The 24,391-nt window shown below is 76.1% G+C and carries 29 protein-coding genes; 18 read left to right on the plus strand and 11 right to left on the minus strand.

Features of this window, described 5'->3' with window-relative positions:
• The first annotated feature begins 368 nt into the window (after window positions 1–368).
• Both mshB and ACJTNH_RS19520 read left to right on the plus strand, forming a co-directional pair.
• Complete coding sequence (gene mshB / locus ACJTNH_RS19515; RefSeq protein WP_458178717.1) at window positions 369–1,268, plus strand: N-acetyl-1-D-myo-inositol-2-amino-2-deoxy-alpha-D-glucopyranoside deacetylase; 900 nt, start codon at window positions 369–371, stop codon at window positions 1,266–1,268.
• A complete protein-coding gene (locus tag ACJTNH_RS19520; RefSeq protein WP_458178719.1) occupies window positions 1,265–1,696 on the plus strand; it encodes a hypothetical protein in 432 nt (143 codons plus the stop codon). Before mshB ends, ACJTNH_RS19520 begins: the two co-directional genes overlap by 4 nt.
• Here the strand turns inward: ACJTNH_RS19520 and ACJTNH_RS19525 are convergent.
• Window positions 1,653–2,405, minus strand: coding sequence for a GNAT family N-acetyltransferase (locus ACJTNH_RS19525; RefSeq protein ID WP_458178721.1), 753 nt, complete (start codon window positions 2,403–2,405; stop codon window positions 1,653–1,655). The two genes, ACJTNH_RS19520 and ACJTNH_RS19525, sit on opposite strands and share 44 nt — an antisense overlap.
• 210 nt (window positions 2,406–2,615) lie before the next feature.
• Here ACJTNH_RS19525 and fdxA point away from each other — a divergent pair, with 210 nt between their 5' ends.
• Both fdxA and dapC read left to right on the plus strand, forming a co-directional pair.
• Complete coding sequence (fdxA, locus tag ACJTNH_RS19530) at window positions 2,616–2,942, plus strand: ferredoxin (protein WP_091764542.1); 327 nt, start codon at window positions 2,616–2,618, stop codon at window positions 2,940–2,942.
• A gap of 11 nt (window positions 2,943–2,953) precedes the next feature.
• On the plus strand, window positions 2,954–4,036 hold the full coding sequence (gene dapC, locus ACJTNH_RS19535) for a succinyldiaminopimelate transaminase (protein ID WP_458178769.1): 1,083 nt from the start codon (window positions 2,954–2,956) through the stop codon (window positions 4,034–4,036).
• Window positions 4,037–4,042: 6 nt separating this feature from the next.
• Here the strand turns inward: dapC and ACJTNH_RS19540 are convergent, their stop codons facing one another.
• Entirely contained in the window at window positions 4,043–4,987 is a 945-nt protein-coding gene (locus ACJTNH_RS19540) for an AraC family transcriptional regulator (protein ID WP_458178723.1), read from the minus strand.
• 83 nt (window positions 4,988–5,070) lie between these two features.
• On the opposite strand from ACJTNH_RS19540, the gene ACJTNH_RS19545 reads away from it, so the two are divergent.
• Window positions 5,071–5,904: an NmrA family NAD(P)-binding protein gene (locus ACJTNH_RS19545; RefSeq protein WP_458178725.1), complete on the plus strand. Its 834-nt coding sequence runs from the start codon at window positions 5,071–5,073 to the stop codon at window positions 5,902–5,904.
• Entirely contained in the window at window positions 5,901–6,371 is a 471-nt protein-coding gene (locus ACJTNH_RS19550) for an anthrone oxygenase family protein (RefSeq protein ID WP_458178727.1), read from the plus strand. The genes ACJTNH_RS19545 and ACJTNH_RS19550 overlap by 4 nt, the downstream gene beginning before the upstream one ends.
• A 7-nt stretch (window positions 6,372–6,378) precedes the next feature.
• Here the strand turns inward: ACJTNH_RS19550 and ACJTNH_RS19555 are convergent, their stop codons facing one another.
• Window positions 6,379–7,152 carry a hypothetical protein gene (locus ACJTNH_RS19555; RefSeq protein ID WP_458178729.1) on the minus strand — a complete coding sequence of 258 codons (774 nt, stop codon included), beginning with the start codon at window positions 7,150–7,152 and terminating at the stop codon, window positions 6,379–6,381.
• A 204-nt stretch (window positions 7,153–7,356) separates the two neighbouring features.
• Window positions 7,357–8,343 carry a 2,3,4,5-tetrahydropyridine-2,6-dicarboxylate N-succinyltransferase gene (gene dapD, locus ACJTNH_RS19560; RefSeq protein ID WP_458178731.1) on the minus strand — a complete coding sequence of 329 codons (987 nt, stop codon included), beginning with the start codon at window positions 8,341–8,343 and terminating at the stop codon, window positions 7,357–7,359.
• A gap of 62 nt (window positions 8,344–8,405) precedes the next feature.
• Here dapD and dapE point away from each other — a divergent pair, with 62 nt between their 5' ends.
• The 4 genes from dapE to ACJTNH_RS19580 are packed head-to-tail and all read left to right on the plus strand — an operon-like array spanning window position 8,406 to window position 11,218.
• A complete protein-coding gene (gene dapE / locus ACJTNH_RS19565; RefSeq protein WP_458178733.1) occupies window positions 8,406–9,545 on the plus strand; it encodes a succinyl-diaminopimelate desuccinylase in 1,140 nt (379 codons plus the stop codon).
• The gene (locus tag ACJTNH_RS19570; protein WP_458178735.1) at window positions 9,542–10,369 is read left to right on the plus strand and encodes an LOG family protein; all 828 of its coding nucleotides are present in this window, start codon (window positions 9,542–9,544) and stop codon (window positions 10,367–10,369) included. The genes dapE and ACJTNH_RS19570 overlap by 4 nt, the downstream gene beginning before the upstream one ends.
• Before the next feature lie 2 nt (window positions 10,370–10,371).
• Window positions 10,372–10,761 carry a DivIVA domain-containing protein gene (locus tag ACJTNH_RS19575; RefSeq protein ID WP_458178737.1) on the plus strand — a complete coding sequence of 130 codons (390 nt, stop codon included), beginning with the start codon at window positions 10,372–10,374 and terminating at the stop codon, window positions 10,759–10,761.
• A complete protein-coding gene (locus ACJTNH_RS19580; RefSeq protein WP_458178739.1) occupies window positions 10,754–11,218 on the plus strand; it encodes an SRPBCC family protein in 465 nt (154 codons plus the stop codon). The genes ACJTNH_RS19575 and ACJTNH_RS19580 overlap by 8 nt, the downstream gene beginning before the upstream one ends.
• Before the next feature lie 7 nt (window positions 11,219–11,225).
• Here ACJTNH_RS19580 and ACJTNH_RS19585 read toward each other — a convergent pair whose 3' ends face one another.
• The 6 genes from ACJTNH_RS19585 to ACJTNH_RS19610 form a co-directional block, all read right to left on the minus strand.
• Window positions 11,226–11,966 (minus strand): cytochrome c oxidase assembly protein, encoded by a 741-nt coding sequence (locus ACJTNH_RS19585; RefSeq protein WP_458178741.1) that lies wholly within the window; start codon window positions 11,964–11,966, stop codon window positions 11,226–11,228.
• 108 nt (window positions 11,967–12,074) lie between these two features.
• Window positions 12,075–12,539 carry a DUF2243 domain-containing protein gene (locus ACJTNH_RS19590; protein WP_458178743.1) on the minus strand — a complete coding sequence of 155 codons (465 nt, stop codon included), beginning with the start codon at window positions 12,537–12,539 and terminating at the stop codon, window positions 12,075–12,077.
• Between the two features lie 140 nt (window positions 12,540–12,679).
• Window positions 12,680–13,210, minus strand: coding sequence for a hypothetical protein (locus tag ACJTNH_RS19595; protein WP_458178745.1), 531 nt, complete (start codon window positions 13,208–13,210; stop codon window positions 12,680–12,682).
• A 57-nt stretch (window positions 13,211–13,267) separates the two neighbouring features.
• Window positions 13,268–14,506: a molybdopterin-dependent oxidoreductase gene (locus tag ACJTNH_RS19600; protein ID WP_458178747.1), complete on the minus strand. Its 1,239-nt coding sequence runs from the start codon at window positions 14,504–14,506 to the stop codon at window positions 13,268–13,270.
• Window positions 14,503–15,165 carry a TIGR04282 family arsenosugar biosynthesis glycosyltransferase gene (locus tag ACJTNH_RS19605; protein WP_458178749.1) on the minus strand — a complete coding sequence of 221 codons (663 nt, stop codon included), beginning with the start codon at window positions 15,163–15,165 and terminating at the stop codon, window positions 14,503–14,505. Before ACJTNH_RS19605 ends, ACJTNH_RS19600 begins: the two co-directional genes overlap by 4 nt.
• A complete protein-coding gene (locus ACJTNH_RS19610; RefSeq protein ID WP_458178751.1) occupies window positions 15,162–15,815 on the minus strand; it encodes a glycosyltransferase family 2 protein in 654 nt (217 codons plus the stop codon). The genes ACJTNH_RS19605 and ACJTNH_RS19610 overlap by 4 nt, the downstream gene beginning before the upstream one ends.
• Before the next feature lie 108 nt (window positions 15,816–15,923).
• On the opposite strand from ACJTNH_RS19610, the gene ACJTNH_RS19615 reads away from it, so the two are divergent.
• The 4 genes from ACJTNH_RS19615 to ACJTNH_RS19630 all read left to right on the plus strand — a co-directional run bounded on the left by ACJTNH_RS19615 (window position 15,924) and on the right by ACJTNH_RS19630 (window position 20,348).
• A complete protein-coding gene (locus tag ACJTNH_RS19615) occupies window positions 15,924–17,273 on the plus strand; it encodes a hypothetical protein (RefSeq protein WP_458178753.1) in 1,350 nt (449 codons plus the stop codon).
• Window positions 17,274–17,348: 75 nt separating this feature from the next.
• On the plus strand, window positions 17,349–18,002 hold the full coding sequence (locus ACJTNH_RS19620) for a pentapeptide repeat-containing protein (protein ID WP_458178755.1): 654 nt from the start codon (window positions 17,349–17,351) through the stop codon (window positions 18,000–18,002).
• A 227-nt stretch (window positions 18,003–18,229) separates the two neighbouring features.
• Window positions 18,230–19,348: an RNA polymerase sigma factor gene (locus ACJTNH_RS19625; RefSeq protein WP_458178758.1), complete on the plus strand. Its 1,119-nt coding sequence runs from the start codon at window positions 18,230–18,232 to the stop codon at window positions 19,346–19,348.
• 91 nt (window positions 19,349–19,439) lie between these two features.
• A complete protein-coding gene (locus ACJTNH_RS19630) occupies window positions 19,440–20,348 on the plus strand; it encodes a DMT family transporter (RefSeq protein WP_458178761.1) in 909 nt (302 codons plus the stop codon).
• 115 nt (window positions 20,349–20,463) lie between these two features.
• Here ACJTNH_RS19630 and ACJTNH_RS19635 read toward each other — a convergent pair whose 3' ends face one another.
• Window positions 20,464–21,522 carry an NAD-dependent epimerase/dehydratase family protein gene (locus tag ACJTNH_RS19635; RefSeq protein WP_458178763.1) on the minus strand — a complete coding sequence of 353 codons (1,059 nt, stop codon included), beginning with the start codon at window positions 21,520–21,522 and terminating at the stop codon, window positions 20,464–20,466.
• 26 nt (window positions 21,523–21,548) lie between these two features.
• Here ACJTNH_RS19635 and ACJTNH_RS19640 point away from each other — a divergent pair, with 26 nt between their 5' ends.
• From ACJTNH_RS19640 to ACJTNH_RS19655, 4 genes are all read left to right on the plus strand, one after another.
• Complete coding sequence (locus tag ACJTNH_RS19640; RefSeq protein WP_458178765.1) at window positions 21,549–22,130, plus strand: DNA-3-methyladenine glycosylase I; 582 nt, start codon at window positions 21,549–21,551, stop codon at window positions 22,128–22,130.
• Between the two features lie 114 nt (window positions 22,131–22,244).
• Entirely contained in the window at window positions 22,245–22,412 is a 168-nt protein-coding gene (locus ACJTNH_RS19645) for a DUF3117 domain-containing protein (RefSeq protein ID WP_222195917.1), read from the plus strand.
• Between the two features lie 107 nt (window positions 22,413–22,519).
• Window positions 22,520–24,037: a leucyl aminopeptidase family protein gene (locus ACJTNH_RS19650; RefSeq protein WP_458178767.1), complete on the plus strand. Its 1,518-nt coding sequence runs from the start codon at window positions 22,520–22,522 to the stop codon at window positions 24,035–24,037.
• Window positions 24,038–24,122: 85 nt separating this feature from the next.
• Complete coding sequence (locus ACJTNH_RS19655; RefSeq protein ID WP_458178771.1) at window positions 24,123–24,290, plus strand: antitoxin; 168 nt, start codon at window positions 24,123–24,125, stop codon at window positions 24,288–24,290.
• The last annotated feature ends 101 nt before the right edge of the window (window positions 24,291–24,391 follow it).

Below are 24,391 nucleotides of genomic sequence, written 5' to 3' on the forward strand. Positions count from 1 at the left end.
GTGGGCCTGCTCGCCGGGCTGGCCGTGCAGTTGCTGCTCAACGGGTTGTTCACGATCCAGGCCCCCGACCCCGCGGCCCCCCCCCACCCCCCCCCCCCCCCCCCCCCCCCCCCCCCCCCCCCCCGGCCCCCCCCGCCCCCCCCCCCCCCCTCGACAGCTCGCGCTGCTCGCGAACTGCAGCGCGACCGGGGCGGTGCTCGGGCGTCGTCAGGCGGCCCTGGTCCGGGCCCGGCAGGACCCTGCGGGTCCGTGCCGGGCCCGGACAGCTCGCTCCGCTCGCGGGAGGCCAGGGTCGGGGATGGTGTCCCTGAGCCGCTGTGCGGCTGCTGGTCTGGGGTGGCGTGAGGGCGCACGGTGTAATGGCCGGCGTGACTGCGCCCTCCCGCCGGCTGATGCTGGTGCACGCCCACCCCGACGACGAGACGATCAACAACGGCGCCACCATGGCCCGCTACGTCGCCGAGGGCGTCGGCGTCACCCTGCTCACCTGCACCCTCGGTGAGGAGGGCGAGGTGCTGGTGCCCGAGCTGGCGCAGCTGGCCGCCGACCAGGCCGACCAGCTCGGCGGCTACCGGATCGGCGAGCTGGCCGCGGCGATGGCGGCCCTCGGGGTCTCCGACTGGCGCTTCCTCGGCGGGGCCGGGCACTACCGGGACTCCGGGATGATGGACACCCCGGCGAACGACCGGCCGCGTGCCTTCTGGCGGGCCGACCTCGCCGAGGCGGTGGCGCACGCCGTCGCCGTCGTCCGGGAGGTGCGGCCGCAGGTGCTGGTCACCTACGACGAGATCGGTGGCTACGGGCACCCCGACCACATCCAGGCCCACCGGGTCGCGATGGGCGCGGTGGACGCCGCCGCCGACCCCGCGTACCGGCCCGACCTCGGCGAGGCGTGGACCGTCGCCAAGGTCTACTGGAACGCGATGCCCCGCTCGGTGGTGCAGCGGGGCATCGACGCCCTGGCGGCGCTGGGGGAGGAGTCGCCGTTCGCCGCGCTCGGCGACCTGGACGAGGTGCCCTTCGCCGTCGCCGACGACGTGGTCACCACCGAGGTGGACGGCCGGGCGTACGCCGACCGCAAGGAGGCCGCCATGCGGGCGCACCCCACCCAGATGACGGTCGACGGGCCGTTCTTCGCCCTGTCGAACAACCTGGGCCAGCAGGTGCTCGGCACCGAGCACTACCGGCTGGTCCGCGGCCGGCGGGGCCCCGCCGGCCCGGGCCCGGAGGGCTGGGAGGGCGACCTGTTCGCCGGGCTGCCCGGGTGAGGGCGCTCCAGCTGGCCGGCTGGGCCGTCGCCGCCGTCGTGGTCTCGGCCTGGCTGGCGCTGGTGGAGGTCTTCTGGCTGCCCTGGCGCCTCGGTGGGGTGCCGGTGCCGATCTCGGTGGTGGCGGCGGTCTTCGGCAACGTGCTGCTGGTCGGTGCGGCCCGTCGGCTGTCGGGGTCGAGGCTGGTCGCCGTCCTGCCCGCCGTGGTCTGGCTGGGCATCGCGCTGGCCGCCACGACGCGACGCCCGGAGGGTGACCTGCTGCTGCCCGGCGGCGACGCGGTCACCGAGCTGGTCAACCTGGGCTTCCTGCTGGTCGGCGTGGTCGCGGCGGCGTTCGCCGTCGGCCGGGCGCTGGGCGGCACGCCGCCGGCGCGCCCACCGGTCAGCCGACCCGCCGCCGGTAGTGGTAGCGGTGGTGCTCGATGAAGCCGGCGCTGCGGTACAGCGCCCGCGCGGGGGCGTTGTCCGCGGTCACCTGCAGGTAGACGGAGTGGGCCCCCCGGTCGGCGGCCCACTGCTGCAGCGCCGTCATCACCGCGGTGGCCAGCCCCCGGCGGCGGTGCTCCTCGGCGACGGTGACCGCCGTGACCCCGAGCCAGCCGTCGGTCAGCACGCCCCGGGCGACCGCGGCCAGCGGCGCCGGCCCGGCGTCCAGGCGGACCGAGGCGAACACGACGTCCGGGCCGTTGGTCAGCACCTCGAGGGCGCCGGCCGGCAGGGGGCCGCCGCGGTACCGGTAGCCGGCCAGCCAGGCGTCGTCCGGGGTGGGGGAGAGCTCGACCGGGACGGCGGGTCGGGCGGTCGGGGTGATCGGTGCGGTGAGCACCAGGACGTCCCCGTCGGTGGCCCAGCCGGCCGCGGCGAACGCGGCGTCCGCGCGGCGGGCCTGCACGCCCGGGAGCATCGCGCACGGCTGGAGGCCGCGGTCGTCGTACCAGCGCGCCACCGCGGCCACCGCCTCGGCCGTCGGCATGCCGGGGTCGCCGACGACGAGTGCGGAGTTGGCCCGGCCGGTGAAGCCGTTGCCGGCGCGGAGCAGCCAGTCGCCCAGCGGCTCCTCCTCGAGCGCGCGCCAGCCGCGGCCGGACAGCAGCTCGAGCTCGACCACGCCCAGCGGTGACCGCCTCTGTCCCATGCGCCGATCCTGCGACCCCGCCCCGGCAGCGTGTCGACCGGGGTGCCACCGGGCCCGGCTCCGTGGCCGGGGGACGGGCGGCCAGGTCGGGGAGGGGTGTCGGCCCGACCCGTCGCGCTGGACCGCGGGGGCTCGGGTGATACTGGAGTTGATCGAACGCACCCCTGGCCGGCCAGGGAACGCGCCACCCGCACGTCCCGGAGGAACCCCGTGACCTACGTCATCACCCAGGCCTGTGTCGACGTCCTCGACAAGGCGTGCATCGACGAGTGTCCGGTGGACTGCATCTACGAGGGCGACCGGATGCTCTACATCCACCCCGACGAGTGCGTCGACTGCGGTGCCTGCGAGCCGGTCTGTCCGGTGGAGGCCATCTACTACGAGGACGACGTCCCGGACAAGTGGAAGGACTTCTACAACGCCAACGTGGAGTTCTTCTCCGACCTGGGCAGCCCGGGTGGCGCCGCCAAGACCGGGAAGATCAACAAGGACCACCCGCTGGTCGCCGCCCTCCCGCCGCAGGGTGAGGGGCACTGAGCGCGGTCCGGCTGCCGGACTTCCCCTGGGACTCCCTCACCGAGGCGCGTGCCCGCGCCGCTGAGCACCCCGGTGGTGCGGTCGACCTGTCGATCGGCACCCCGGTCGACCCGACCCCGGCACTGCTCGGGTCGGCGCTGGCCGGTGCCGGGGACGCCCCGGGTTACCCGACGGCGCTGGGCACCGCCGACGTCCGGCGGGCCGCCGCGGGATGGCTGGACCGGCGGCTCGGCGTGCAGCTCGCCGACCCGTTCGGCGCCGACCCCTCGGTCATCCCGACGGTCGGCTCCAAGGAGCTCGTCGCCTTGCTGCCCACGCTGCTGGGGCTGCGCAGCGGCACCGTGCTGATCCCCGAGGTCGCCTACCCGACCTACGAGGTCGGCGCGGTGCTCGCCGGGCTGTCCGTGCTGCGCACCGACTCCCCGCCCGCCGACCCGGACGACGTCGTCCTGGTCTGGCTGAACTCACCGGGCAACCCGCACGGCCGGGTGCTCACCGACGCCCAGCTGCGGAACTGGGTCGCCTGGGGGCGTGCGCACGGGGTGCCGGTGGTCGCCGACGAGTGCTACGTCGAGCTCGGCTGGGACGTCCAGCCGCGGTCGTTGCTGCACCCCGACGTCGCCGGCACCGACCACGCAGGCCTGCTCGCCGTGCACTCGCTGTCCAAGCAGTCCACGGCGGCGGGGTACCGCGCCGGCCTGCTGTCCGGTGACCCGGCCCTGGTCCGCCGGGTCTGGGAGACCCGCCGCCACCTGGGCCTGCTCGTGCCCACGCCGGTGCAGGCCGCGATGGCCGCCGCGCTCGCCGACGACGAGCACGTCGCCGGCCAGCGCGAGCGTTACCGGTCGCGCCGGGACCGGCTCGCCGCCGCCGTCCGGGCCAGTGGCGCGCGGATCGACCACTCCGAGGCCGGCCTCTACCTGTGGGTCACCCGGGACGAGGACTGCTGGACGACGATCGGCTGGCTGGCCGGGCTGGGCATCGTGGCCGCGCCGGGCAGCTTCTACGGCCCGGCCGGCAGCCGGCACGTGCGGATGGCGCTCACCGCGACCGACGAGCGGATCGACGCCGCGGTGGAGCGGCTCGCCGGCTGACCGGTCTCAGCCGGCCTCGCCGAGCGTGGCGCGGTGGGCGGCGGGGCTGACCCCGGTGGCCCGCTTGTAGGCGGCGCTCAGCGCGAACGGGCTGGCGTACCCGACCCGGCGGGCGATGCCGGTGAGGGTCAGCCCGGGGTCGCGGAGCAGGTCGGTGGCCAGCGCCATCCGCCAGCCGGTCAGGTAGCTCATCGGCGGCTCGCCGACCAGCTCGGTGAACCGGCGGGCCAGGGTGGCCCGGGCGACCCCGACGGCGCCGGCCAGCGAGGCCACCGTCCACGGCTCGGCCGGCCGGTCGTGCAGCAGGGCCAGCGCCGGCCCCACGACCGGGTCGCCGGCCGCGAGGTACCAGCCGGGGGCGCCGGCGTCCGGGCGGGCCGCCCAGGTGCGCAGCGCGGACACCAGCAGCACGTCGAGCAGTCGGTCGAGCACCGCCTCCTGCCCGGCGGCGTCGCGGTCGATCTCGGTGGCCAGCAGCTCGGTCACCGCGCGGGTGCCCTCGTCGGCGTGGACCACCACCAGCTCGGGGAGCGCCCGCACCAGCCGTTCACCCACCGCGCCGGGTGCGGGGTAGGTGCCGGTGAGCAGCACCGTCGGCCCGGCCGCGTCGTTGCCCCACGAGCGCTCGCCCAGGACGGCCATCGGCCCACCGCCGGCTCCGTCGACGGGGGTGCACACCTGCCCGGGGCCGACGAGCACCTGCGGCGCGGTCGCCGGGGCGTCGGCCACCGTGTAGGGCCGGGGGCCGCGCAGCAGGACGACGTCCCCGGCCGGGACCGGCACGGTGCGGCCGTCGGCGAGGACCACCCAGGCCGACCCGCGCAGCACCGTGAGCACGGTGAGCGGCGCCTCGTCGGCGACCCGCAGCGACCAGGGCGGCCGCAGCAGCGAGCGGAGCAGGAAGGCGCCGCGGGCGTGCGGTCCGCCGAGCAGTGCGGCGACCGGGTCCATGGCCCGGGAGCGTAGACGCTCACGCATGCAGATGCGCTCCTGCGCCATGGGCCGTCTCGCAGTCGGTGGCTGTACTGGTGGCCATGGACGAACAGACCATCCTCGTGACCGGCGGCACCGGCACCACCGGCAGCCGCATCACCGCCCGCCTGCGCGCCCGGGGCGTCGACGCCCGGGTCGCCTCCCGCAGCAGTGCCTGCCGGCTCGACTGGGCCGAGCCGGGCACCTGGGCGCCGGCGGTGGCCGGCGTCCGGGCCGTCTACCTGGCCTACGCCCCCGACCTCGCGGTGCCCGGCTCCGGCGACGTGCTGGCCGCCGTCACCCGCACGGCAGCCGCGGCCGGGGTGCGCCGGGTGGTGCTGCTGTCCGGGCGGGGCGAGCCGGGCGCCCAGCAGGCCGAGGCCGCGGTGCGGCAGGCCGCCGAGGAGGGCGGGCTGCAGTGGACGGTGCTGCGCTGCAGCTGGTTCGTGCAGAACTTCACCGAGGGGCAGTTCGCCGGCCCGCTGGCCGCCGGCGAGCTCGCACTGCCGGTGACCGACGTGCCGGAGCCGTTCCTGGACGCCGAGGACATCGCCGACGTCGCCGTCGCGGCCCTGCTGGACGACGGGCACGCCGGGCGCACGTACGAGCTGACCGGACCCCGGGCGATGACCTTCGCCGAGGCGGTCGCGGAGATCGCCGCGGTGACCGGCCGGCCGGCGCGACTGCGGCCGGTGCCGTTCGGGGCGTACGCCGCGGAGCTGACCGCCGCCGGCGTGCCGGAGGACGTGGTGGCGCTGATGGCCCACCTGTTCACCGAGGTGCTCGACGGCCGGAACGCCGCACCCACCGACGGGGTCCGGCAGGCACTGGGCCGGCCGGCCACCGACCTCACCGACGCCGTGCGGCGCAGCGCCCTGACCGGGAGCCGGACGTGAGCGCGGAGCGCACGCCGCTGCTGGTGGTCGCGTCGCTGGGGTCCGGACTGGTCGCCGGGGCGTTCACCGTCTTCAGCCTGGTGGTCGTGCCGGCGCTGACCGCCCTGCCCGGTGCCACCGGCGCCGCGGCGATGCAGTCGGTGAACCGCGTCGCCGTCCGGCCGGTGTTCATGACGCTGCTGTTCGGCACCGCGCTGGTCTGCCTGGTGCTGGGCGGGGCCGAGCTGGCCGGGCCGCGGCGGCCGGCCGTGCTCACCGGGGTGGCGCTGTACCTGTTCGGCGTCGTGGGGGTGACCGTGCTGGCCAACGTGCCGCTCAACGACGCGCTGGCCCGGCTGGACGCCGCCGCACCGGGCGCGGCGGAGGCGTGGCGGGAGAACGCGGCCCGCTGGACCCGGTGGAACACCCTGCGGTCGGTCGCCGCGACGGGCGCCGCGACGGCCTTCGTCCTGGTGCTGGCCGACTGACCGGCGGTCAGGTCAGCCGGAGCTGGAGCGGCAGCTCGAAGGCGCTCGGGGTGTTCACCCAGCCGCCGTCCGGGGTCCAGAGCCAGCCGTCCATCGCCACCCGGGACAGGCCGAACCGCTCGGCGTGGGCCACCGCCCAGGTGGCCTCCGGCCAGCCGGCGCCGGCGATGGTGACGGTGCCGTCGGTCTCCGTCGTCGGCGCTCCGGCCTCACGCCGGGCCGCCTCGGTCAGCGCCGCCGTCCGGGCGGCCGGGTCGCCGGTGGCGCCCGGCGGGTAGCCGCAGGCCAGGGCCCCGGCCTCGGTCGCTGCGAGGGCGCCGGCCAGGGCGGACGCCATCGGTTCCCACTGCTGGTAGGCCTCGGGGAAGCCGCTGCGCTGCACCGCCTGGGCGACCTCGGTGAGCCGGCCGGTCTCCCAGCCGGGCACCTCGACCAGCCCGTCGAAGAACTTGCCGGCGGAGTAGACCGGGTCCTGCACCTGCGCCTCGGTGCCCCAGCCCTGCGAGGGGCGCTGCTGGAACAGGCCCAGGGAGTCACGGTCGCCGTGGTCGAGGTTGCGCAGCCGCGACTCCTGCTGGGCGGTCGCCAGCGCGATCACCGTGGCCCGCTGCGGCAGGCCGCGGGAGCGGGCGACCGCGGCGATGGTGGCGGCGGAGGCGGCCTGCTCGGTGGTCACGGTGACGCCGGAGCCGGGCACCGTGCACCCGGCCAGCACCGACGGGGTCACCTCGTCGTCCCGCCAGCTGAGCGCCACGGCGGCGAGCAGGGCAGCGACGAGCACGAGCGGCCACAGACCGCGGGCCCGGGACCTGCGCCGGTTCCGGCGGGGGCGCGCGGGGGGGCGGCTCGCCGGACGGGTGGCCCGGGGCGGGGGCCGCCGGCCCGCGACCGAGGAGCTCACCATCGCAGCGATGCTAGTTAAAGGACCCGGCTGCCCCCCGCACCTCGCTCCGCTCGGCGCGGGCCCCTGCAGCCGGGCCAGCCGTCAGTTGGCGTGCAGTGCGGCGTTCAGCGCGCCCCAGTCGCCGTTGCGGGGCAGCGCCTCCAGCGCCCCGTCCAGGGAGTTGCGGCGGAAGAGCAGCCCGTCCCGGCCGGAGAGCTCGCCGGCCTTGGTGGTCGTCCCGTCGGGCAGCCGGACCTTGGAGCCGGCGGTGACGTAGCAGCCGGCCTCCACGACGCACCCGTCGCCCAGGGAGATGCCGATGCCGGCGTTGGCGCCCAGCAGGCAGCCGCTGCCGATCGAGATGACCTGCTTCCCGCCGCCGGAGAGCGTGCCCATGATCGAGGCGCCGCCGCCGATGTCGGAGTCGGCGCCGACCACGACGCCGGCGCTGATCCGGCCCTCGACCATGGAGGGGCCGAGCGTGCCGGCGTTGAAGTTGACGAAGCCCTCGTGCATGACCGTGGTGCCCTCGGCCAGGTGCGCACCCAGCCGCACCCGGTCGGCGTCGGCGATCCGCACCCCGGCCGGGACGACGTAGTCGACCATCCGCGGGAACTTGTCGAGCCCGAAGACGGTCAGGTGCCCGCCGGCGGCGACCCGCAGCCGGGCCCGGACGGCGTCGATCTCGGTGGCCAGCACCGGGCCGGCGCTGGTCCACGCGACGTTGGCGAGCAGCCCGAACTGGCCGTCCAGGTTCACCCCGTGCGGGCGCACCAGCCGGTGCGAGAGCAGGTGCAGCCGGAGGTAGACGTCGTGCGCGTCGACCGGGGGAGCGGAGAGGTCGGCGATCGTGGTCGCCACCGCGACCACCTGCACGCCGCGGGCCTCGTCGCTGCGCACCAGCCCGGAGAAGTCCGGACCGAGGAGCCCCTCCAGCTCCAGGACGCCGATCTGCTGGGTGCCGGTCTCGCCCTGGTCGGCGCTGCTGAGCGCGGGGGCGGGGAACCAGGTGTCCAGCACCGTGCCGTCGGCGGTCAGGGTGGCGATGCCGACGCCGTTGGCGCCGGTGGTCTCTGCAGCGGTCGTCACGGACGCCGAGGCTACCGAGGAGTTCACGGTGGCTGTCGGCGGCGGCCAATAGGCTCGGGCCCGTGACCGCCGCGCCGCCTCCTCTCGACCTGACCGCCGACGTCCTCACCCTGACCCGGGCGCTGGTCGACACGCCGTCGGTCTCCGGGACGGAGGGCCCGCTGGCCGACGCCGTCGAGGCGGCGCTGCGCGGGCTCGGCGGCCTCGAGGTGGAGCGGATCGGTGACTCGGTGCTGGCCCGCACGAACCTCGACCGCGACACCCGGATCGTGCTGGCCGGGCACCTGGACACCGTGCCGCTGGCCGGCAACCTGCCCAGCCGGCTGGAGACGGTGGACGGCCAGCCGCGGCTCTACGGCTGCGGCACCAGTGACATGAAGGCCGGTGACGCGGTGATGCTGCGGCTGGCCGCCCGCTTCGGCGTCCCCGGCGCGCAGCCTGCCCGCGACCTCACGTTCGTCTTCTACGACAACGAGGAGGTCGAGGCGGTCCGCAACGGCCTCGGCCGGGTCGCCCGCGAGCGTCGCGGCTGGCTGTACGGCGACCTGGCGATCCTGATGGAGCCCACCGACGGGGTGGTCGAGGGCGGCTGCCAGGGCACCCTGCGGGTGGTGCTGACCGTGCCCGGCAAGCGGGCGCACAGCGCGCGGTCGTGGCTCGGCGTCAACGCGGTGCACGGCGCGGCCGGCATCCTCGCCACGCTGGCGGCGTACCCGGCCCGCGAGGTGGAGATCGACGGGCTGACCTACCGCGAGGGGCTCAACGCGGTGCGGATCGAGGGTGGGGTGGCCGGCAACGTCGTCCCGGACGAGTGCCGGGTGACCGTCAACTTCCGCTTCGCCCCGGACCGCGACGAGGACCAGGCGCTGGCGCACGTCCGTGCGGTGTTCGCCGACGCCCTCGCCGCCGGCGCCACCCTCGAGCTCACCGACTCCTCCGGCGGCGCGCTGCCCGGGCTGGGTGAGCCGGCGGCCGCGGCGTTCGTCGCCGCGGTGGGGCAGCCGCCCCGGGCGAAGCTGGGCTGGACCGACGTGGCCCGGTTCGCCGCCTTCGGCATCCCCGCGGTGAACTACGGGCCGGGCGACCCGAACCAGGCACACCAGGCCGCCGAGCACGTCGTCGTCGACCGGCTCCAGCCGGCCGAGGACGCGCTGATCGCCTACCTGACCGAGATCGACGGCGAGACGGGGAGCAACGCATGAGCCAGCCCGAGGACAGCCGGCGGCGGCCGGTCCGCCACCGCGGACCGATCACCCTGCGCGGTGGTGAGCCCGACCCGCGCAACGCCGGGACGACGACCGACCAGCGGCTGCTGGACCGGCGCGGCTCCAGCGACTGGGTGCACACCGACCCCTGGCGGGTGCTGCGCATCCAGGCCGAGTTCGTCGAGGGCTTCGGGCTGCTGGCCGACCTGCCGCGGGCGGTCAGCGTGTTCGGCAGCGCGCGCACCCCGCGCGACTCCGAGTACTACGCCACCGGTGTGCAGCTGGGCGCGGCGCTCGCCGACGCGGGCTACGCGGTGATCACCGGTGGTGGCCCGGGCGCGATGGAGGCGGCCAACAAGGGCGCCTGCGACGCCGGGGGCATGTCGGTCGGGCTGGGCATCGAGCTGCCGTTCGAGCAGGAGCTCAACGAGTGGGTCGACGTCGGCGTGCTGTTCCGCTACTTCTTCGTGCGCAAGACGATGTTCGTGAAGTACGCGCAGGCCTTCGTGATCCTGCCCGGGGGCTTCGGCACCCTCGACGAGCTGTTCGAGGCACTCACCCTGGTGCAGACCCGCAAGGTCACCCGCTTCCCGGTGATCCTGTTCGGCAGCGCCTACTGGGCCGGGCTGGTCGACTGGATCCGGGAGACCATGGTCGCCCAGGGCACCGTGGGCCCGAACGACCTCGAGCTGCTGCACGTCACCGACTCCGTCGAGGAGGCGGTGCAGCTGATCCAGGCCGCCGACGCGGCCCGCGAGCAGCACACCGAGGAGCCGCCGTCCGGGAGCCCCGTGCCCGGGCGGGCGCCGGCCGACGGCTGACCGTGGCCGGCCTGGTCTTCGTCATCGGCCTGCTGCTGGTCGGCGGGCTGCTCTTCCTGGGCGCCTCGCTGCTGCTCGGGCGCGGGGAGACCCAGCCGCCGGCCGACGTCGCACGGTCGCCGGTCGAGCTGCCCGAGGGGCGGGAGGTGGTCGGTGACGACGTCCGCGCGCTGCGCATCTCGGTCGCCGTCCGCGGGTACCGGATGACCGAGGTCGACTGGCTGCTGGACCAGCTCGCCCAGGTCATCGACGAGCGCGACATCGAGATCGCCGGCCTGCGGGCCCAGCTGCCGCCGGCGGTCGACGAACACGACACCGACCCCGACGGCGTCCCCGTCCTGGGCAGGGTCGACGAGACGGGTGGGGACGACGAGAGGAGCACCGGTGCCTGAACTGGTCGAGCAGGTCGACGTGGACGCCCCGCCGGAGCAGGTGTGGGCGGCGCTGGTCGACTGGGACCGGCAGGGTGAGTGGATGCTGCTCACCGACGTGCGCGCCGGGGCGCGGGGCGGGCAGGGCGTGGGCTGCGAGCTGGCCGCCACGACCGGGGTGCGGCTGCCGGTGCTCGGCCGCCGGGTGGGCGTGCTGGACACCATGCTGATCACCAGCTGGGAGCCGCCGCGGCGGGTCGACGTGCGGCACACCGGCCGGGTGGTGCGCGGCACCGGCACGTTCGAGGTGCGCCCGCGGGCCGGCGGTGGGTCGACCTTCGTCTGGACCGAGGGCCTGGACCTGCCGCTGGGCGCGCTGGGCCGGCTCGGCTGGCCGCTGGTGCGCCCGGTGATGGCGGCCGGCGTCCGGCTCTCGCTGCGCCGGTTCGCCGCCTACGCGCAGGCCCACCCGGTCTGATCGGGGCTCACACCGCAGCCGGCCGGGCGGCGCGCTCGGCGTCCCGGACGGTGGACCGGCTGCGGTACCACTGCCGCCACAGCAGCGCGGCGACGAGCACGTGCACGACGGTGCCGCCGTCGTAGAGCAGCCGCGCGCCCGCCTCCGCGTTCGTCACGCCGGCCGGTGGGTGGGCGTAGAGCCACTTGGCCAGCACGTCGTGCCCGGCCATGCCGGCGCCGAGCGCGACCGCGCGGGCGACCACGCCCCGCCGGTGCGGCGCCGGGTCGACCGCGAGGACGGCGGCGGTGGCCAGCCAGCCGGTGAGCAGCACGTGCACCGAGACCAGCAGGTGCCAGCCGGGGGAGTGCGCCACGGTGCCGAGCAGCCCGCTGCCGTGCAGCACCCACAGCCCACCGACGTTGAGCGCCACCGCGACGAAGGGGTCACCGAGCACCCGGGCCGGCGCCGAGCGCAGCACCCGGCTCACGGCCCGCGCCCGGTGCACCGGCAGCCGGCGCAGCAGCAGGCTGACCGGCGCGGCCAGCACCAGCAGCACCGGCGCCACCATCCCGGTCAGCAGGTGCGCGGCCAGGTGCGCCCGCAGGTCGCCGTGCGCCGCGGCCAGCGGACCGGTCAGCCCGGCCGCCGCCACGACCAGCCCGGCCAGCCAGCTCGCCGTCCGCAGCGGTGACCAGCGCAGGTCGACCGCGGCGAGCACGTACGACAGCCCCAGCACCGCCAGGGCGGCGAGGACGGCCCCGGTCACCGGTCGCCGGTCATGGGCCGAGGCTCATGGGACGGGGTCCACGGACGCGGGCTCACCGGTCGCCGGTCATGGGCCGGGGCTCATGGGACGGGGTCCACGGACGCGGGCTCACCGGTCGGCGGCGGTGGTGCGACCGCGGGCGAGCAGCGCCAGGCCCGCTGCGAGCAGCACGACGCCCGCCCCGATCCAGGCGACGTCGTAGGCCAGCAGGTCGACGCCGTAGCGCACCTGGTGCACCCGCAGCACCTTGTGGTCGACGACCCCGTCGAAGGTCTGGAACGCCCCGGCACCGGTGAGCACCGCGCCCCACCAGGCGCGTGCGGCGAAGGTGCCCCGCCGGCGCACGTCGGCCAGCAGTGCGAGCCCGGCCACGGTGGCCGACCAGGTGAACGCGTGCAGCAGGCCGTCGGAGACGAGTGCGGCGTCCCCGCCGGCGCGGTCGTAGAAGTGGTGCCAGTGCAGCAGCTGGTGGAACACGATCTCGTCGATCGCCCCCATGGCGCCCACCCCGAGGAGCAGGCCGGACAGCAGCACGCGCTGCCGCTCGGACCGGGCGGGGCCGGGTGCGCTCACGCGGACCTCCCTCGTCGGTGGGCTGCCCGCTCGCTGCCCGCCGGGCCGGCCGGGGAAACGCGCCGGACGGCGCCCAGGGGTGACCACCCCGGGTGCAGCGGGGTCTCCGGGCCCGGGTGACCCCGCTCAGTCCGAGGTGATCACGCGTCCGGCGCCTGGCGGGCCCGCCGGACGGCGACGGCGGCCCACACCGCGGCCACCAGCCAGACCGCCAGCACGATCAGCAGCAGGTTGCGTCCGTACTCCCGGGGCAGGAACGACGGGTTCGCCGGGTCGGCGCCGGGGGTGAGCAGGAACGGCAGCGTCACCAGCGTGAGCACCCCGCTGACCACCGCGGCCACCACCACCGGCGGGCGGGCCGGCCGGGGGAGCAGCCGCGCAGCCAGCCAGCCCAGGGCGATCCACAGCGGGGCGAGCACCAGGTCGTGCAGCAGCGCGGCGCCGACGAACCAGGTCGCCCACGACCCCAGCGGGATGCGGCCCCCGGCGGAGACCAGCCCGTACGCGCCCCACGCCACCGCGGCGAGCCCGGGCAGCAGGAACAGCCACCGCCACCACGGCCGCAGCGCCGACGTCGCCGGCCGGTCCGGGTCGGCGGCGTAGGGCTCCGCGGGCACCAGCCCGGCCGCCCGCGGGTCGCGCTCCCGGCTGCGCTCCGCCTCCAGGCTCACGCCGCTGCCTCCATGCTCACGCCGCCGCCTCCGGGCTCCGGCTGCCGCCACGGGCGCTCATGCCGGCGCCACCGCGGTGACCCACTTCGTCTGCATGACCCCGGGCCGGTTCGGTGCGATCAGCCGCACCGGGTAGCCGTGGTCGAGGTCCAGCGGCTCGCCCTGCAACTGCAGCGCCAGCAGGGTCAGCGGGCTGCTCGCGTGCGGCGGCGCCACGGTGGACACCCGGTACAGCCCGCCGGGCTGCAACGACTCGACGGTCACCTCGGTGTCCCGCGGCAGCCCGGCCTCCTCGAGCAGGTCGGCCAGCCGCACCCCCGTCCAGGTGCCACCGGCGCTCCACCCCTCCACGCAGGTGATGGGCAGGTCGACGGTGTGCTGGCGCATCCCCTGCAGGTCGGCCAGCGTCAGCTCGAGCGCGTTGGGGCCGGCGACGGTGAGCCGGTAGGCCGGGTCGACGGCGGTCTCGGTGACCCCGGCCCGCTCGGCGGTCTGCCGCACCGGCAGGTCCTGCGGGCCCACCCCGGGGTGCCGCGGCGCGAGCAGCGAGACACCGGCCAGCGGGGAGAACGTCTGCCCGGCCATGGCCAGGGTGACCGCGCCGGCCCCGGCGCCCGTGGCCAGCACGAACGTGCGGCGGGACACCGCGCCGTGCTCGGCGGCGTCGTCCTCGGCGGTCAGCTCGGCCGCCTGCTCCGGGGCCAGGCCGGCGACCGCGGCGGGGGAACCGCGGCGGGCCAGCCCGCGGCGGATCTCCGGCGCCTTGGCCCCCACGTGCACCACGACCGCGCCGATCGCGATCCAGCCGGTCCAGTAGTGCGTGTCGGTGAAGAAGAAGCCCCACGGGTACCACTGCGCGATGTTGAGCAGGCCGGTGAGCAGCTGGAACGTGCTGGCCGCGACCAGCACCAGGATCGACAGCCGGCTGATCAGCCGGGACGGCGACCCGGCCGGCGGCCACTCGAACAGCTTCGGGTAGACGGTCCACAGCTTGACCAGCAGCAGCGGGATCGCGGCCAGCCCGGTGACCACGTGCAGGCCCTGGGTGACGCCGTAGAGCCACACCGGCTGAGCCGGCCAGACGAACCAGTCGCCCGGGTCCTGGACGAGGTGGCTGGTCAGCCCGGTGAGGAAGCAGACGCCGAACGCCGCGCCCAGCCAGACGCCGACCCGGGAGGCGCGGCGCTCGGAGTGCAGCGGGCTGCCGAACGCGCCCCGCCGGAACGGGCCGCGGCGCAGCCCGTCCGGTGGCGCCGGCAGCCGGGCGCCGAGCACCCGGTCCAGGGGGGTCGTCACGGCAGCCCCGCCGCCACCTCGTCGACGACCCGGCGGGTGCGGCTGCCCGGCGGGCACAGCGCGGCGACGGCGAGCGCGTCGGGGAAGTGGTCGACGTCGGTCAGCTGCGGCAGGTCGAGCACGGTCAGCCCCGCCTCCTCCAGTGCGGCCCGGGTGAGCACCGCGGTGTCGTCCCGCGACATCGGGACGTCGGGCAGCACCTGCGCGTCGTCGGGGGAGTGCAGGCCGAGCGCCCACCAGCCGCCGTCGGGGGCGGTGCCGAGGACCGCCGTCCCCGGGCCGGCCGCGACCAGCCGGTCGAGGGCGTCGGTGAGCAGTGCGGGGGTGACCTGCGGGGTGTCCATCCCGATCAGCAGGGTGGGCAGGGCGCCGTCCGGGGCGACCATCGCGTCGGCGAAGGCGCGCGCCAGCCGGGTGCCCAGGTCGCCCTCGACCTGCGGGACGACGACGCAGCCGGTCAGGTCGAGGTCGCGGGGCTCGCCGTCCAGGGCGACGACCCGGCGCTGCACCGGGGTCGCCCGCACCACGTCGAGGGTGTCGCCGACGGCCGCAGAGGCGATCGCGGCGGCCTGCTCGGGGGTGCAGGGCGGGGTGAGCCGGGTCTTGCTGCGGCCGGGCACCGGCGCCTTCGTGATCACCAGCAGCTGGGTCGGGCTCATCGGGCCAGCACCTTCCGCATGTCGTTGATCGTCTTCACCGTGCCCAGCACCGTGCCGGTGACCTTGGACTTCGTCCCCTCCGCGCGCGGGGCGTAGTCGACGTCCACCTCGACGACCCGCCAGCCGGCGTCGGCGGCCTTGGTGACCATCTCCAGCGGGTAGCCGAACCGGCGGTCGGTGATCCCGAGGGCCAGCAGCGCCTCCCGGCGTCCGGCGCGCATGGGGCCGAGGTCGTGCAGTGCCAGCCCGGTGCGCCGGCGCAGCATGACCGACAGCGCGGTGTTGGCGACCCGGGCGTGCGGTGGCCAGGCGCTGCGGTGCGTGGGCCGGCGGCGGCCCAGCACCAGGTCGGCCTCGCCGGCGAGCACCGGGTCGGCCACCCGGGGCAGGTCGGCGGGGTCCATCGAGGCGTCGGCGTCGCAGAAGCAGACGACGTCGGCGGTGGCCGCCTCCAGCCCGGCGTGCGCGGCGGCGCCGAACCCACGCTGGGGCACGTGCACCACGGTCGCGCCGTGGTCGGCGGCGATCTGTGCCGAGCCGTCGGTCGAGCCGTTGTCGGCCACGATCGCGCGGTAGCCCGCGGGCAGCCGGGTGAGCACCGCGGGCAGCGCCCCGGCTTCGTTCAGACAGGGGAAGACGACGTCCGGCACGGTCGGACGGTAGCCGTGGTCTCCGCTCATCGCCCGGTGTTCGGCCCGGGCTGCTCCTCCGGATGGGTGGGGAGCGCCGAGCCCCCGGTCCACCTACGCTCGCGCACCGTGACCACCGCCGCGCCGCAGGCGCCGACCCGCCGGCGCCGCTGGCTGCCCGTGCTCGCGGTGGCCCTCGTGACCGCGTTCGTGCTGGTGATGGGCCGGATCGGCTGGCAGCTGACCCGGGACGGCGTCGTCCTGCACCTGCTGGGCGGGTACGTGCTGCGGGGTGGCTTCGACGTCGTGTTCACCCCGCGGGTGCTGCTGCCGGTGGTCATCGGCCTGGTCGGGGTGCTGACCGGGCCGGCGCTGGCGGCCCGGGCACCGTGGCGGCTGCTGCTGCCCGGCTCCGCGGTCGCCGCCGCGGCGTGGGCGGTCGCCCTGGCGCTGTCGTCGGGCTGGCACCGGCTGCCCGAGCCGCTCTCGATGGTCTACGAGTACCCCAACGACGTGCCCCGGGTCGGGTCGATCGGCGCCTTCCTCTCCGGCTTCGTCGCCTCGGTGCCGGCCGACGCCGCCGACCCGTGGACGACGCACGTCGCCGGCCACCCGCCGGGCGCGCTGCTGGCCTTCGTGCTGCTGGACCGGGTGGGCCTGAGCGGGCTGGGCTGGGCGGCGGCGATGTGCGTCGCCGGTGGTGCGCTGGCGGTGCCGGCCGTGCTGGTCGCCGTCCGCGCGGTGGCGGGGGAGGAGCCGGCGCGCACCGTCGCCCCCTTCCTTGTGCTCGCCCCGTTCGCGCTGTGGGTGGCGACCTCGGCCGACGCGCTGTTCGCCGGGGTGGCGGCCTGGGGCGTGGCGCTGCTGGCCACGGCGGCCGCCCGCGCGCCCGGGGTCGCCGCCGACCTGCGCGCCCTGGCCGGTGGGCTGCTGCTCGGGCTGGCGCTGTTCCTGTCGTTCGGTCTGACCGCCCTGGGCCTGGTCGCGCTCACCGTCGTCCTGGTGCACCGCGGGCGACGGGGCTGGGGCGGCGTGGTGCGGGTGCTGGGCGTCGCCGCGCTCGGCGTCGCGCTGGTGGTCGCCGCGTTCGCCGTCGGCGGTTACTGGTGGGTGGACGGCTTCACCGCCGCCGGCGACCGGGTGCGCTCGGGGCCCTCGTACGCCAACCGACCGCTGGCGTTCTTCGTCTTCGCCAACCTGGCCGCCGCCGCGCTCGCCGTGGGCCCGGCGGCCGTGGCCGGGCTCGCCTCGCTGCGCCGCGCCCGGCTCGCGCTGCTGCCGCTGGCCGCCCTCGTCGGCGTCCTGGTCAGCGACCTCACCGGCCTGGTGCGCGGGGAGACCGAGCGCATCTGGCTGCCGTTCTACGTCTGGGTGCTGGTCGCCACGGCCTTCCTGCCGGAGCGGCAGCGGCGGGGATGGCTGGCCGCCGGGGTGGTGCTCGCGATCGGCATCGAGGTGGTCGTCCGCACCGAGTGGTGAGATCAGACCGGCGCGCGCCGGGTGCACCCGGGGCCTGACCGGGCCGGCCGCGGACAGCGCCTACCTTCGCCAGGCGTGGCACCCCGGACCAAGAGCACCCCGCCCGCCCCGCCGCAGCTGCCGGCCGAGCTGACCGACGAGCACCTGCTGGCGGCCGACCTGACCGTCCACGTCGAGCAGCGCGCGCTGCACGGGGAGGTCGAGGACGCGCTGCTCGACGACGTCGAGGTCAGCGGCAGCCGGCTGACCCGGCTGCGGCTCATCGGCGGGCGGATCACCCGCTGCCAGTTCACCGACGTCGAGGTCGTCGACTCCGACCTGTCCGGCGTCGACGTCCCGGACAGCCGCTGGCAGCGGGTCGCCGTCCGGGACAGCAGGCTGGCCGGGGTCTCGGTGGCCGGCAGCACGTGGTCCGACGTCACGCTGACCGACGTGCGGGCCGCCCGGCTGGACCTGCGGTTCGCCACCGTCCGGCGGGCCCGGTTCACCCGGTGCGACCTGAGCGGCCTCGACCTCACCGGCGCCACGCTGGACGGCGTGGTGTTCGAGGACTGCCGGCTGACCGAGGCCCGGTTCGCCCAGCTCACGGTCAAGCGGGCCGAGTTCGTCGACTGCGACGCCTCGGCGGCGCTGGGGGTCGACTCGCTGCGCTCGGCAGTGGTCGACGCCACCACCCTGATGTCGCTGGCCGCCCCGATGGCCGCCACGCTGGGGCTCCGGCTGAGCTGAACCGCACCCCCGGGATCCCGCCCGGGGGTGAGATCTCGCCCGCGCCGACCGCCCCCGGCCGTGGACGGGTTAAAATTGCAGGCCGACTGCCCGAGCGCGGCCGCTGACGCGGCCCGGTGGGTGGTCGACCGTCAGCACGTGCCGGCTCCTGCCGGCACCCAGCACCGGCCTCTCCGCCATCACCCTCGGGTGCGGCGACGCCGACGACACCGTCAGGAGAGGCGATCATGAGCGTTGCCGACGTGGACACCTCGAGCAACCCGGCCGACGCCGACTCCGTCGTGCAGGTCGTGCCCGCCGCCGAGGACGACGCCTCGACCAGCACCGAGACCACCACGGGCAGCGAGACCTCCTCGGACTTCGTCTGGGAGGACGACGAGGACGCCGTCGCCCTGCGCCAGGCGCGCAAGGAGGCCGAGCTCACCGCCTCGACCGACTCGGTCCGCGCCTACCTCAAGCTGATCGGCCGCGTGAAGCTGCTGACCGCCGAGGAGGAGGTCGACCTCGCCAAGCGGATCGAGGCCGGCCTGTACGCCGACCACAAGCTGGCCGAGGCCGCCGCGGCCGGGGAGAAGCTGGCGGCGCCGCTGCGCCGCGAGCTGACCTGGATCGTGCGGGACGGCGAGCGCGCCAAGAACCACCTGCTGGAGGCGAACCTCCGCCTGGTCGTCTCGCTGGCCAAGCGCTACACCGGCCGCGGCATGGCGTTCCTGGACCTGATCCAGGAGGGCAACCTGGGCCTGATCCGGTCGGTGGAGAAGTTCGACTACACCAAGGGCTTCAAGTTCTCCACCTACGCCACCTGGTGGATCCGGCAGGCGATCACCCGCGCCATGGCCGACCAGGCCCGCACCATCCGCATCCCGGTGCACATGGTCGAGGTCATCAACAAGCTCGGCCGGATGCAGCGGGAGATGCTCCAGGAGCTGGGCCGCGAGCCCACCCCGGAGGAGCTGGCCAAGGAGATGGACATCACCCCGGAGAAGGTGCTGGAGATCCAGCAGTACGCCCGGGAGCCGATCAGCCTCGACCAGACCATCGGCGACGAGGGCGACAGCCAGCTCGGTGACTTCATCGAGGACTCCGAGGCGGTCGTCGCCGTCGACGCGGTGAGCTTCGGGATGATGCAGGAGCAGCTGACCGGGGTGCTGCAGACGCTGTCCGAGCGTGAGGCCGGCGTCGTCCGGCTGCGCTTCGGCCTCGCCGACGGGCAGCCGCGCACGCTCGACGAGATCGGCCAGGTCTACGGGGTCACCCGCGAGCGGATCCGGCAGATCGAGTCCAAGACGATGTCCAAGCTCCGCCACCCCAGCCGCTCCCAGGTGCTGCGCGACTACCTCGAGTGACGAAGGACCCCCTTGCCCCCCCACCACTCGCAAGCTCGCGGCGGGGCCCGGCAAGGGGCCGAGGGCTGAACTCGTCTCCTGAGGAGGGGCAGTGAGCAGGCGGGGCTGGGTGCTCTTCCTGGCGATGTCGGTCATCTGGGGCGTGCCCTACCTGTTGATCAAGGTCGCGGTGGGGGAGTTCTCCCCGGCCGTGGTGGTCTTCCTGCGCTGCGCGATCGGCGCGGCCCTGCTGCTGCCGTGGACGCTGGCCCGCGGCGATCTCAGTGGGGCGCTGCGCCGGCACTGGCGGGCGCTGCTGGTGTTCACCGTGCTGGAGATGACCGGCCCGTGGTTCCTGCTGTCCTGGGCCGAGCAGGAGCTGTCGTCGTCGCTGACCGGCCTGCTGGTGGCCGGCGTCCCCTTCGTCGCGGCACTGACCGCCCGGCTGGCCGGGGACGAGGACCGGCTGTCACCGGTCCGGGTGCTCGGCATGGTGGTCGGGGTGATCGGCATCGCCGCGCTGCTGGGCCTGGACGTCGGCGGCGCCCAGCTCACCGCGATCGGCGCCGTCGCCCTGGTGGTGGTCGGCTACGCGACCGCGCCGATGGTGATCAGTCGCCGGCTGCCCGACGTCCCCGGGGTCACCGCCAGCGCGTTCGCGCTGACGGTGACCGCGCTGGTCTACGCGCCGTTCGCCGTGCCCCGGCTGGGCGACGCGGTGGAGGCGCCGGCGCACGCCTGGGCCTCGGTCGCGGTGCTCGGCGTCGTCTGCACCGCGGTCGCGCTGGCGCTGTTCTTCGCGCTGATCCGCGAGGTCGGTCCGCAGCGGGCGCTGGTGATCACCTTCGTCAACCCGGCGGTCGCGGTGCTGCTCGGCGTCGCGCTGCTGGACGAGCCGTTCACCCTCGGCATCGCGCTGGGCCTGCCGCTGATCCTGCTCGGCTGCGTGCTGGCCACCCGGCGCAGCCCGGTGCGCACCGACCGCTCCGAGCTCACCGACCTCGACGCCGCCGTCCCCTGACCCCGCACCCGCGCTTTCGCGCGCGAAACCACCCGCGCTTTCGCGCGCGAAACGCACGCGCTTTCGCGCGATGAAGCACCCGCGCTTTCGCGCGAGAAAGTGCGCCCGTGCTGGCTCAGGGGGCGGGGCGCAGGGGGGCGGTGGCGAACTCGCGCATGCCGTCGGTGAAGTCGACCCGGGCCCGGTAGCCGAGCTCGCTCTCCGCGCGCACCGGGGAGGCCACCACGTGCCGCACGTCGCCGATCCGGTACTCGCCGGTGACCTCGGGTGCCGGGCCGCCGAACGCCTCGGCCAGCGCGGCGGCCATGTCGCCCACGGTGTGCGGCACCCCCGAGGCGACGTTGTAGGCCCGCAGCGCGGAGTCGGGCGGAGTGGCCTGCAGCGAGAGCAGGTTGGCCTGGGCGACGTCGGTGACGTGCACGAAGTCCCGCTGCTGGCCGCCGTCCTCGAACACCCGGGGGGCCCGGCCGGACTCCAGCGCGCTGCGGAAGATCGACGCCACGCCCGCGTAGGGGGTGTCCCGCGGCATGTGCGGGCCGTAGACGTTGTGGTACCTCAGCGCGATCGCGCCGCCCCCGGTCGAGCGGGCCCAGGCAGCAGCCAGGTGCTCCTGGGCGAGCTTGGTCGCGGCGTAGGTGTTGCGCGGGTCGGCCGGGGTGTCCTCCCCGACCTCGCCCCAGGTCAGCTGCCGGCCGCACACCGGGCAGGGCGGCTCGAACCGGCCGGCGTCCAGGTCGGCGCGGCGGCGCGGAGCAGCCGGGACGACGCCGTGCTCGGGGCACTCGTAGCGCCCCTCGCCGTAGACCACCATCGAGCTGGCCAGCACCAGCCGGCCGACCTCCGCCCGGGCCATCGCGGCCAGCAGCACCGCCGTCCCGAGGTCGTTGATGCCGGCGTAGTCCGGCATGTCCTGCACGTCGATGCCCAGGCCGACCATCGCGGCCTGGTGGCACACCGCGTCGACGCCGTCCAGCGCCCGGTCGACGGCGTCCCGGTCGCGCACGTCACCGACCTGCAGCTCCACCCCGTCCAGGCCGGGGACTCCGTCGGCGTAGCTCGGGTGCACTGCGGGCAGCAGGGCGTCGAGCACCCGCACCTCGTGGCCGGCCTCGCGGCAGGCGGCGACGACGTGCGAGCCGATGAAGCCCGCCCCTCCGGTGATCAGGATGCGCACGACCGCAGACGCTAGCTTCGGCACCCGTGGAGCGCCCCCGGAGCACCGACGACCTGCCGCGCTGCGCCTGGGCGACCAGCGCTCCCGAGTACGTCCGGTACCACGACGAGGAGTGGGGGGTGCCGTTGCACGGCGACGACGCCCTCTACGAGCGGCTCACCCTGGAGGCCTTCCAGTCCGGGCTGTCCTGGATCACCATCCTGCGCAAGCGCCCGGCCTTCCGGGCCGCGTTCGCCGGCTTCTCGATCCCGGCGGTGGCCGCGTTCACCGAGGCGGACGTCGAGCGGCTGATGGCCGACGCGGGGATCGTCCGCAACCGCGCGAAGGTGACCGCCGCGGTGCGGAACGCCCGGGCGGCGCTGGAGGTGCCGGAGGGGTTGTCGGCCCTGCTGTGGTCGTTCGCCCCGACCGCGCCGCGCCCGAGACCGCAGGTGCTCACCGACGTCCCGGCCACGTCGCCGGAGTCGGTTGCCCTGGCCGAGGAGCTGAAGCGGCGGGGGTTCTCCTTCGTCGGGCCGACCACCTCCTACGCCCTCATGCAGGCCACCGGGATGGTCGACGACCACGTCGCGAGCTGTTTCCGGGCGGGGGAGACGCACCCGGACTGAGGGGTCCGGGTTGGTCGATGGGCGCGGATACGGGATCATGGGGCGAGAGCTCTGCACGAACAGTCGCCACACCACGGCCAGCCGGTCGGTGGGTGGCCGGTGAAGGAGGCACGCATGGCGGCCATGAAGCCGCGTACGGGTGAAGGTCCCCTCGAGGTCACCAAGGAGGGCCGCGGCCTGGTCATGCGCGTCCCGCTGGAGGGTGGCGGCCGGCTGGTCGTCGAGCTGTCCCCCGATGAGGCGAGCGCCCTCTCCGAGGCCCTGAAGGGCGCGACCAGCTGAACACCGACGCGAGTCTGCCCCCGGGCAGCCCCGCGCTCGACGACGCGGCCCCGGCCGCCGGCAGCACGCAGGCGACCGGGGTCGCGCCGTTCCCGCGGGTGGAGGTCGTGCCGACGCTCGCGGCCCTGGGTGAGGACGACGTCCTGGCCGTGCCGGTGGGCGCGAAGGGCGCACTGCCCGACTGGCTGACCGCGGAAGCCGGGGCGCCGGTGGACGCGGGGCTCCTCGCCGGCGCCCTGGCCGACACCGGCAACGGCGGGAAGCCGGGCGGGATCACCAACGTGCCGATCACCGGCCGGCGCCCACGCAGCGTGCTGGCCGTCGGGGTGGGTGACGCGACCCTGCCGCACCTGCGCTCGTACGTGGCGGTCGCCGTCCGGCGGGGGCAGGCCCTCGCCGAGTCCGGCGCCCGCCGGCTGGTGCTGCCGCTGGACACCGGGGTCGCCCCGGCCGGCGCCGACGAGGTGCGCACCGCGGTGGAGACCGCGCTGCTGGCCGGGTACCGCTTCCGGGAGGCCTCGACCCCGCACCCGCCCCGGCTGGCCGAGGTGCTCGTGGTCGCCGCCGACGCCGACGACCCGGCGGTCGCCGCCGGGGAGCTCGCCGGCCGGGTCGCCGCGGAGTCGGTGGCCTGGGCCCGCGACCTGGTCAACACCCCGGGCAACACCAAGAACCCGGCGTGGCTGGCCGACCGCGCGGTCGAGCGGCTGGGCGAGCTGCCGCACGTGCAGGTGTCGGTGCTCGGGTCCGACGAGCTGGCTGCCGGCGGCTTCGGCGGCGTGCTCGCGGTCGGCGGTGGCTCGGCCGGCCCGCCCCGGGTCGTGGTCGCCACCTACCGGCCGCCGCGCGCCGGCGCGGGGCACCCGGTGCTGGTCGGCAAGGGCATCACCTTCGACACGGGCGGCATCTCGATCAAGACCAACGCCGGCATGCGCGAGATGAAGACCGACATGGCCGGCGCCGCCACGGTGCTCGCCGCCGTCGACGCCGCGGCCCGGCTCGAGCTGCCCGTCGCGGTGAGCGCCGTGGCCGCGCTCGCCGAGAACGCGGTGTCCGGCGACGCCTACCGGCCGGCCGACGTCGTGCGGCACGTGGGCGGGCGCACCACGGAGGTGCGCAACACCGATGCGGAGGGCCGGCTGGTGCTCGCCGACGCGCTCGCGCACGCCCGGCTGGTGCTCGGCGCCACCGTGTTGGTCGACGTCGCCACCCTCACCGGGGCGATGAGGACGGCGCTGGGTGCCCGCACGGCCGGCCTGTACGCCACCGCCGACGGGCTGGCCGACGCGCTGCGCGCCGCCGCCGGGCACGCCGGGGAGGCGGTCTGGCGGATGCCGCTGTCGGAGGAGCACGTCGGTCACCTGCGCGCCCAGCTCGACTCCGAGGTCGCCGACGCGAACAACGCCCCCGGCAACCCGGGGTCGACCACGGCGGCGCTGTTCCTGCAGCCGTTCGCCGGGGAGCTGCCCTGGGCGCACCTGGACGTCGCCGGCCCGGCGCGGTCGGCGACGGACGACGCCGAGGTGGTCAAGGGCGGCACCGGTTTCGGCGTCCGCACCCTGCTGCGCTGGCTGGAGGCGGGTGCACCGGTCGACCCGCCCGGTGGCCCGATCGTGCGCGACTGAGGGGTTGCCCCGGCCGGTCGGCGGGCACCTCCCAGGGCGAGCCGCGCCACCGGCGCGACCGGACCGAGGGGGAGCAGCCGTGAGCATGATGGACAAGGCCAAGGGCGCGCTGAACAGCGACAAGGGCGAGCAGGCCAGCGACAAGGCCCTGGACAAGGGCGAGCAGTTCGCCGACCAGAAGACCGGCGGCAACCACGACGCGCAGATCGACAAGGGGCGCGACGCCGCCGACACGAAGATCGGCAACCAGTAACCGGACGGTCGCGGGGGGGGGGGGGGGGGGGGGGGGGGGGGGGGGGGGGGGGGGGGGGGGGGGGGGGGGGGGGGGGGGGGGGGGGGGGGGGGGGGGGGGGG

The organism is Modestobacter lacusdianchii (assembly GCF_054177765.1).

Bases quoted from the DNA above. Each gene is read 5' to 3' on its own strand.
- ACJTNH_RS19525 (WP_458178721.1), bottom strand. From the start codon at position 2,405: ATGGGACAGAGGCGGTCACCGCTGGGCGTGGTCGAGCTCGAGCTGCTG.
- ACJTNH_RS19540 (WP_458178723.1), bottom strand. From the start codon at position 4,987: ATGGACCCGGTCGCCGCACTGCTCGGCGGACCGCACGCCCGCGGCGCC.
- ACJTNH_RS19545 (WP_458178725.1), top strand. From the start codon at position 5,071: ATGGACGAACAGACCATCCTCGTGACCGGCGGCACCGGCACCACCGGC.
- ACJTNH_RS19570 (WP_458178735.1), top strand. From the start codon at position 9,542: ATGAGCCAGCCCGAGGACAGCCGGCGGCGGCCGGTCCGCCACCGCGGA.
- ACJTNH_RS19605 (WP_458178749.1), bottom strand. From the start codon at position 15,165: ATGAGCCCGACCCAGCTGCTGGTGATCACGAAGGCGCCGGTGCCCGGC.
- ACJTNH_RS19625 (WP_458178758.1), top strand. From the start codon at position 18,230: ATGAGCGTTGCCGACGTGGACACCTCGAGCAACCCGGCCGACGCCGAC.
- ACJTNH_RS19645 (WP_222195917.1), top strand. From the start codon at position 22,245: ATGGCGGCCATGAAGCCGCGTACGGGTGAAGGTCCCCTCGAGGTCACC.
- ACJTNH_RS19655 (WP_458178771.1), top strand. From the start codon at position 24,123: ATGATGGACAAGGCCAAGGGCGCGCTGAACAGCGACAAGGGCGAGCAG.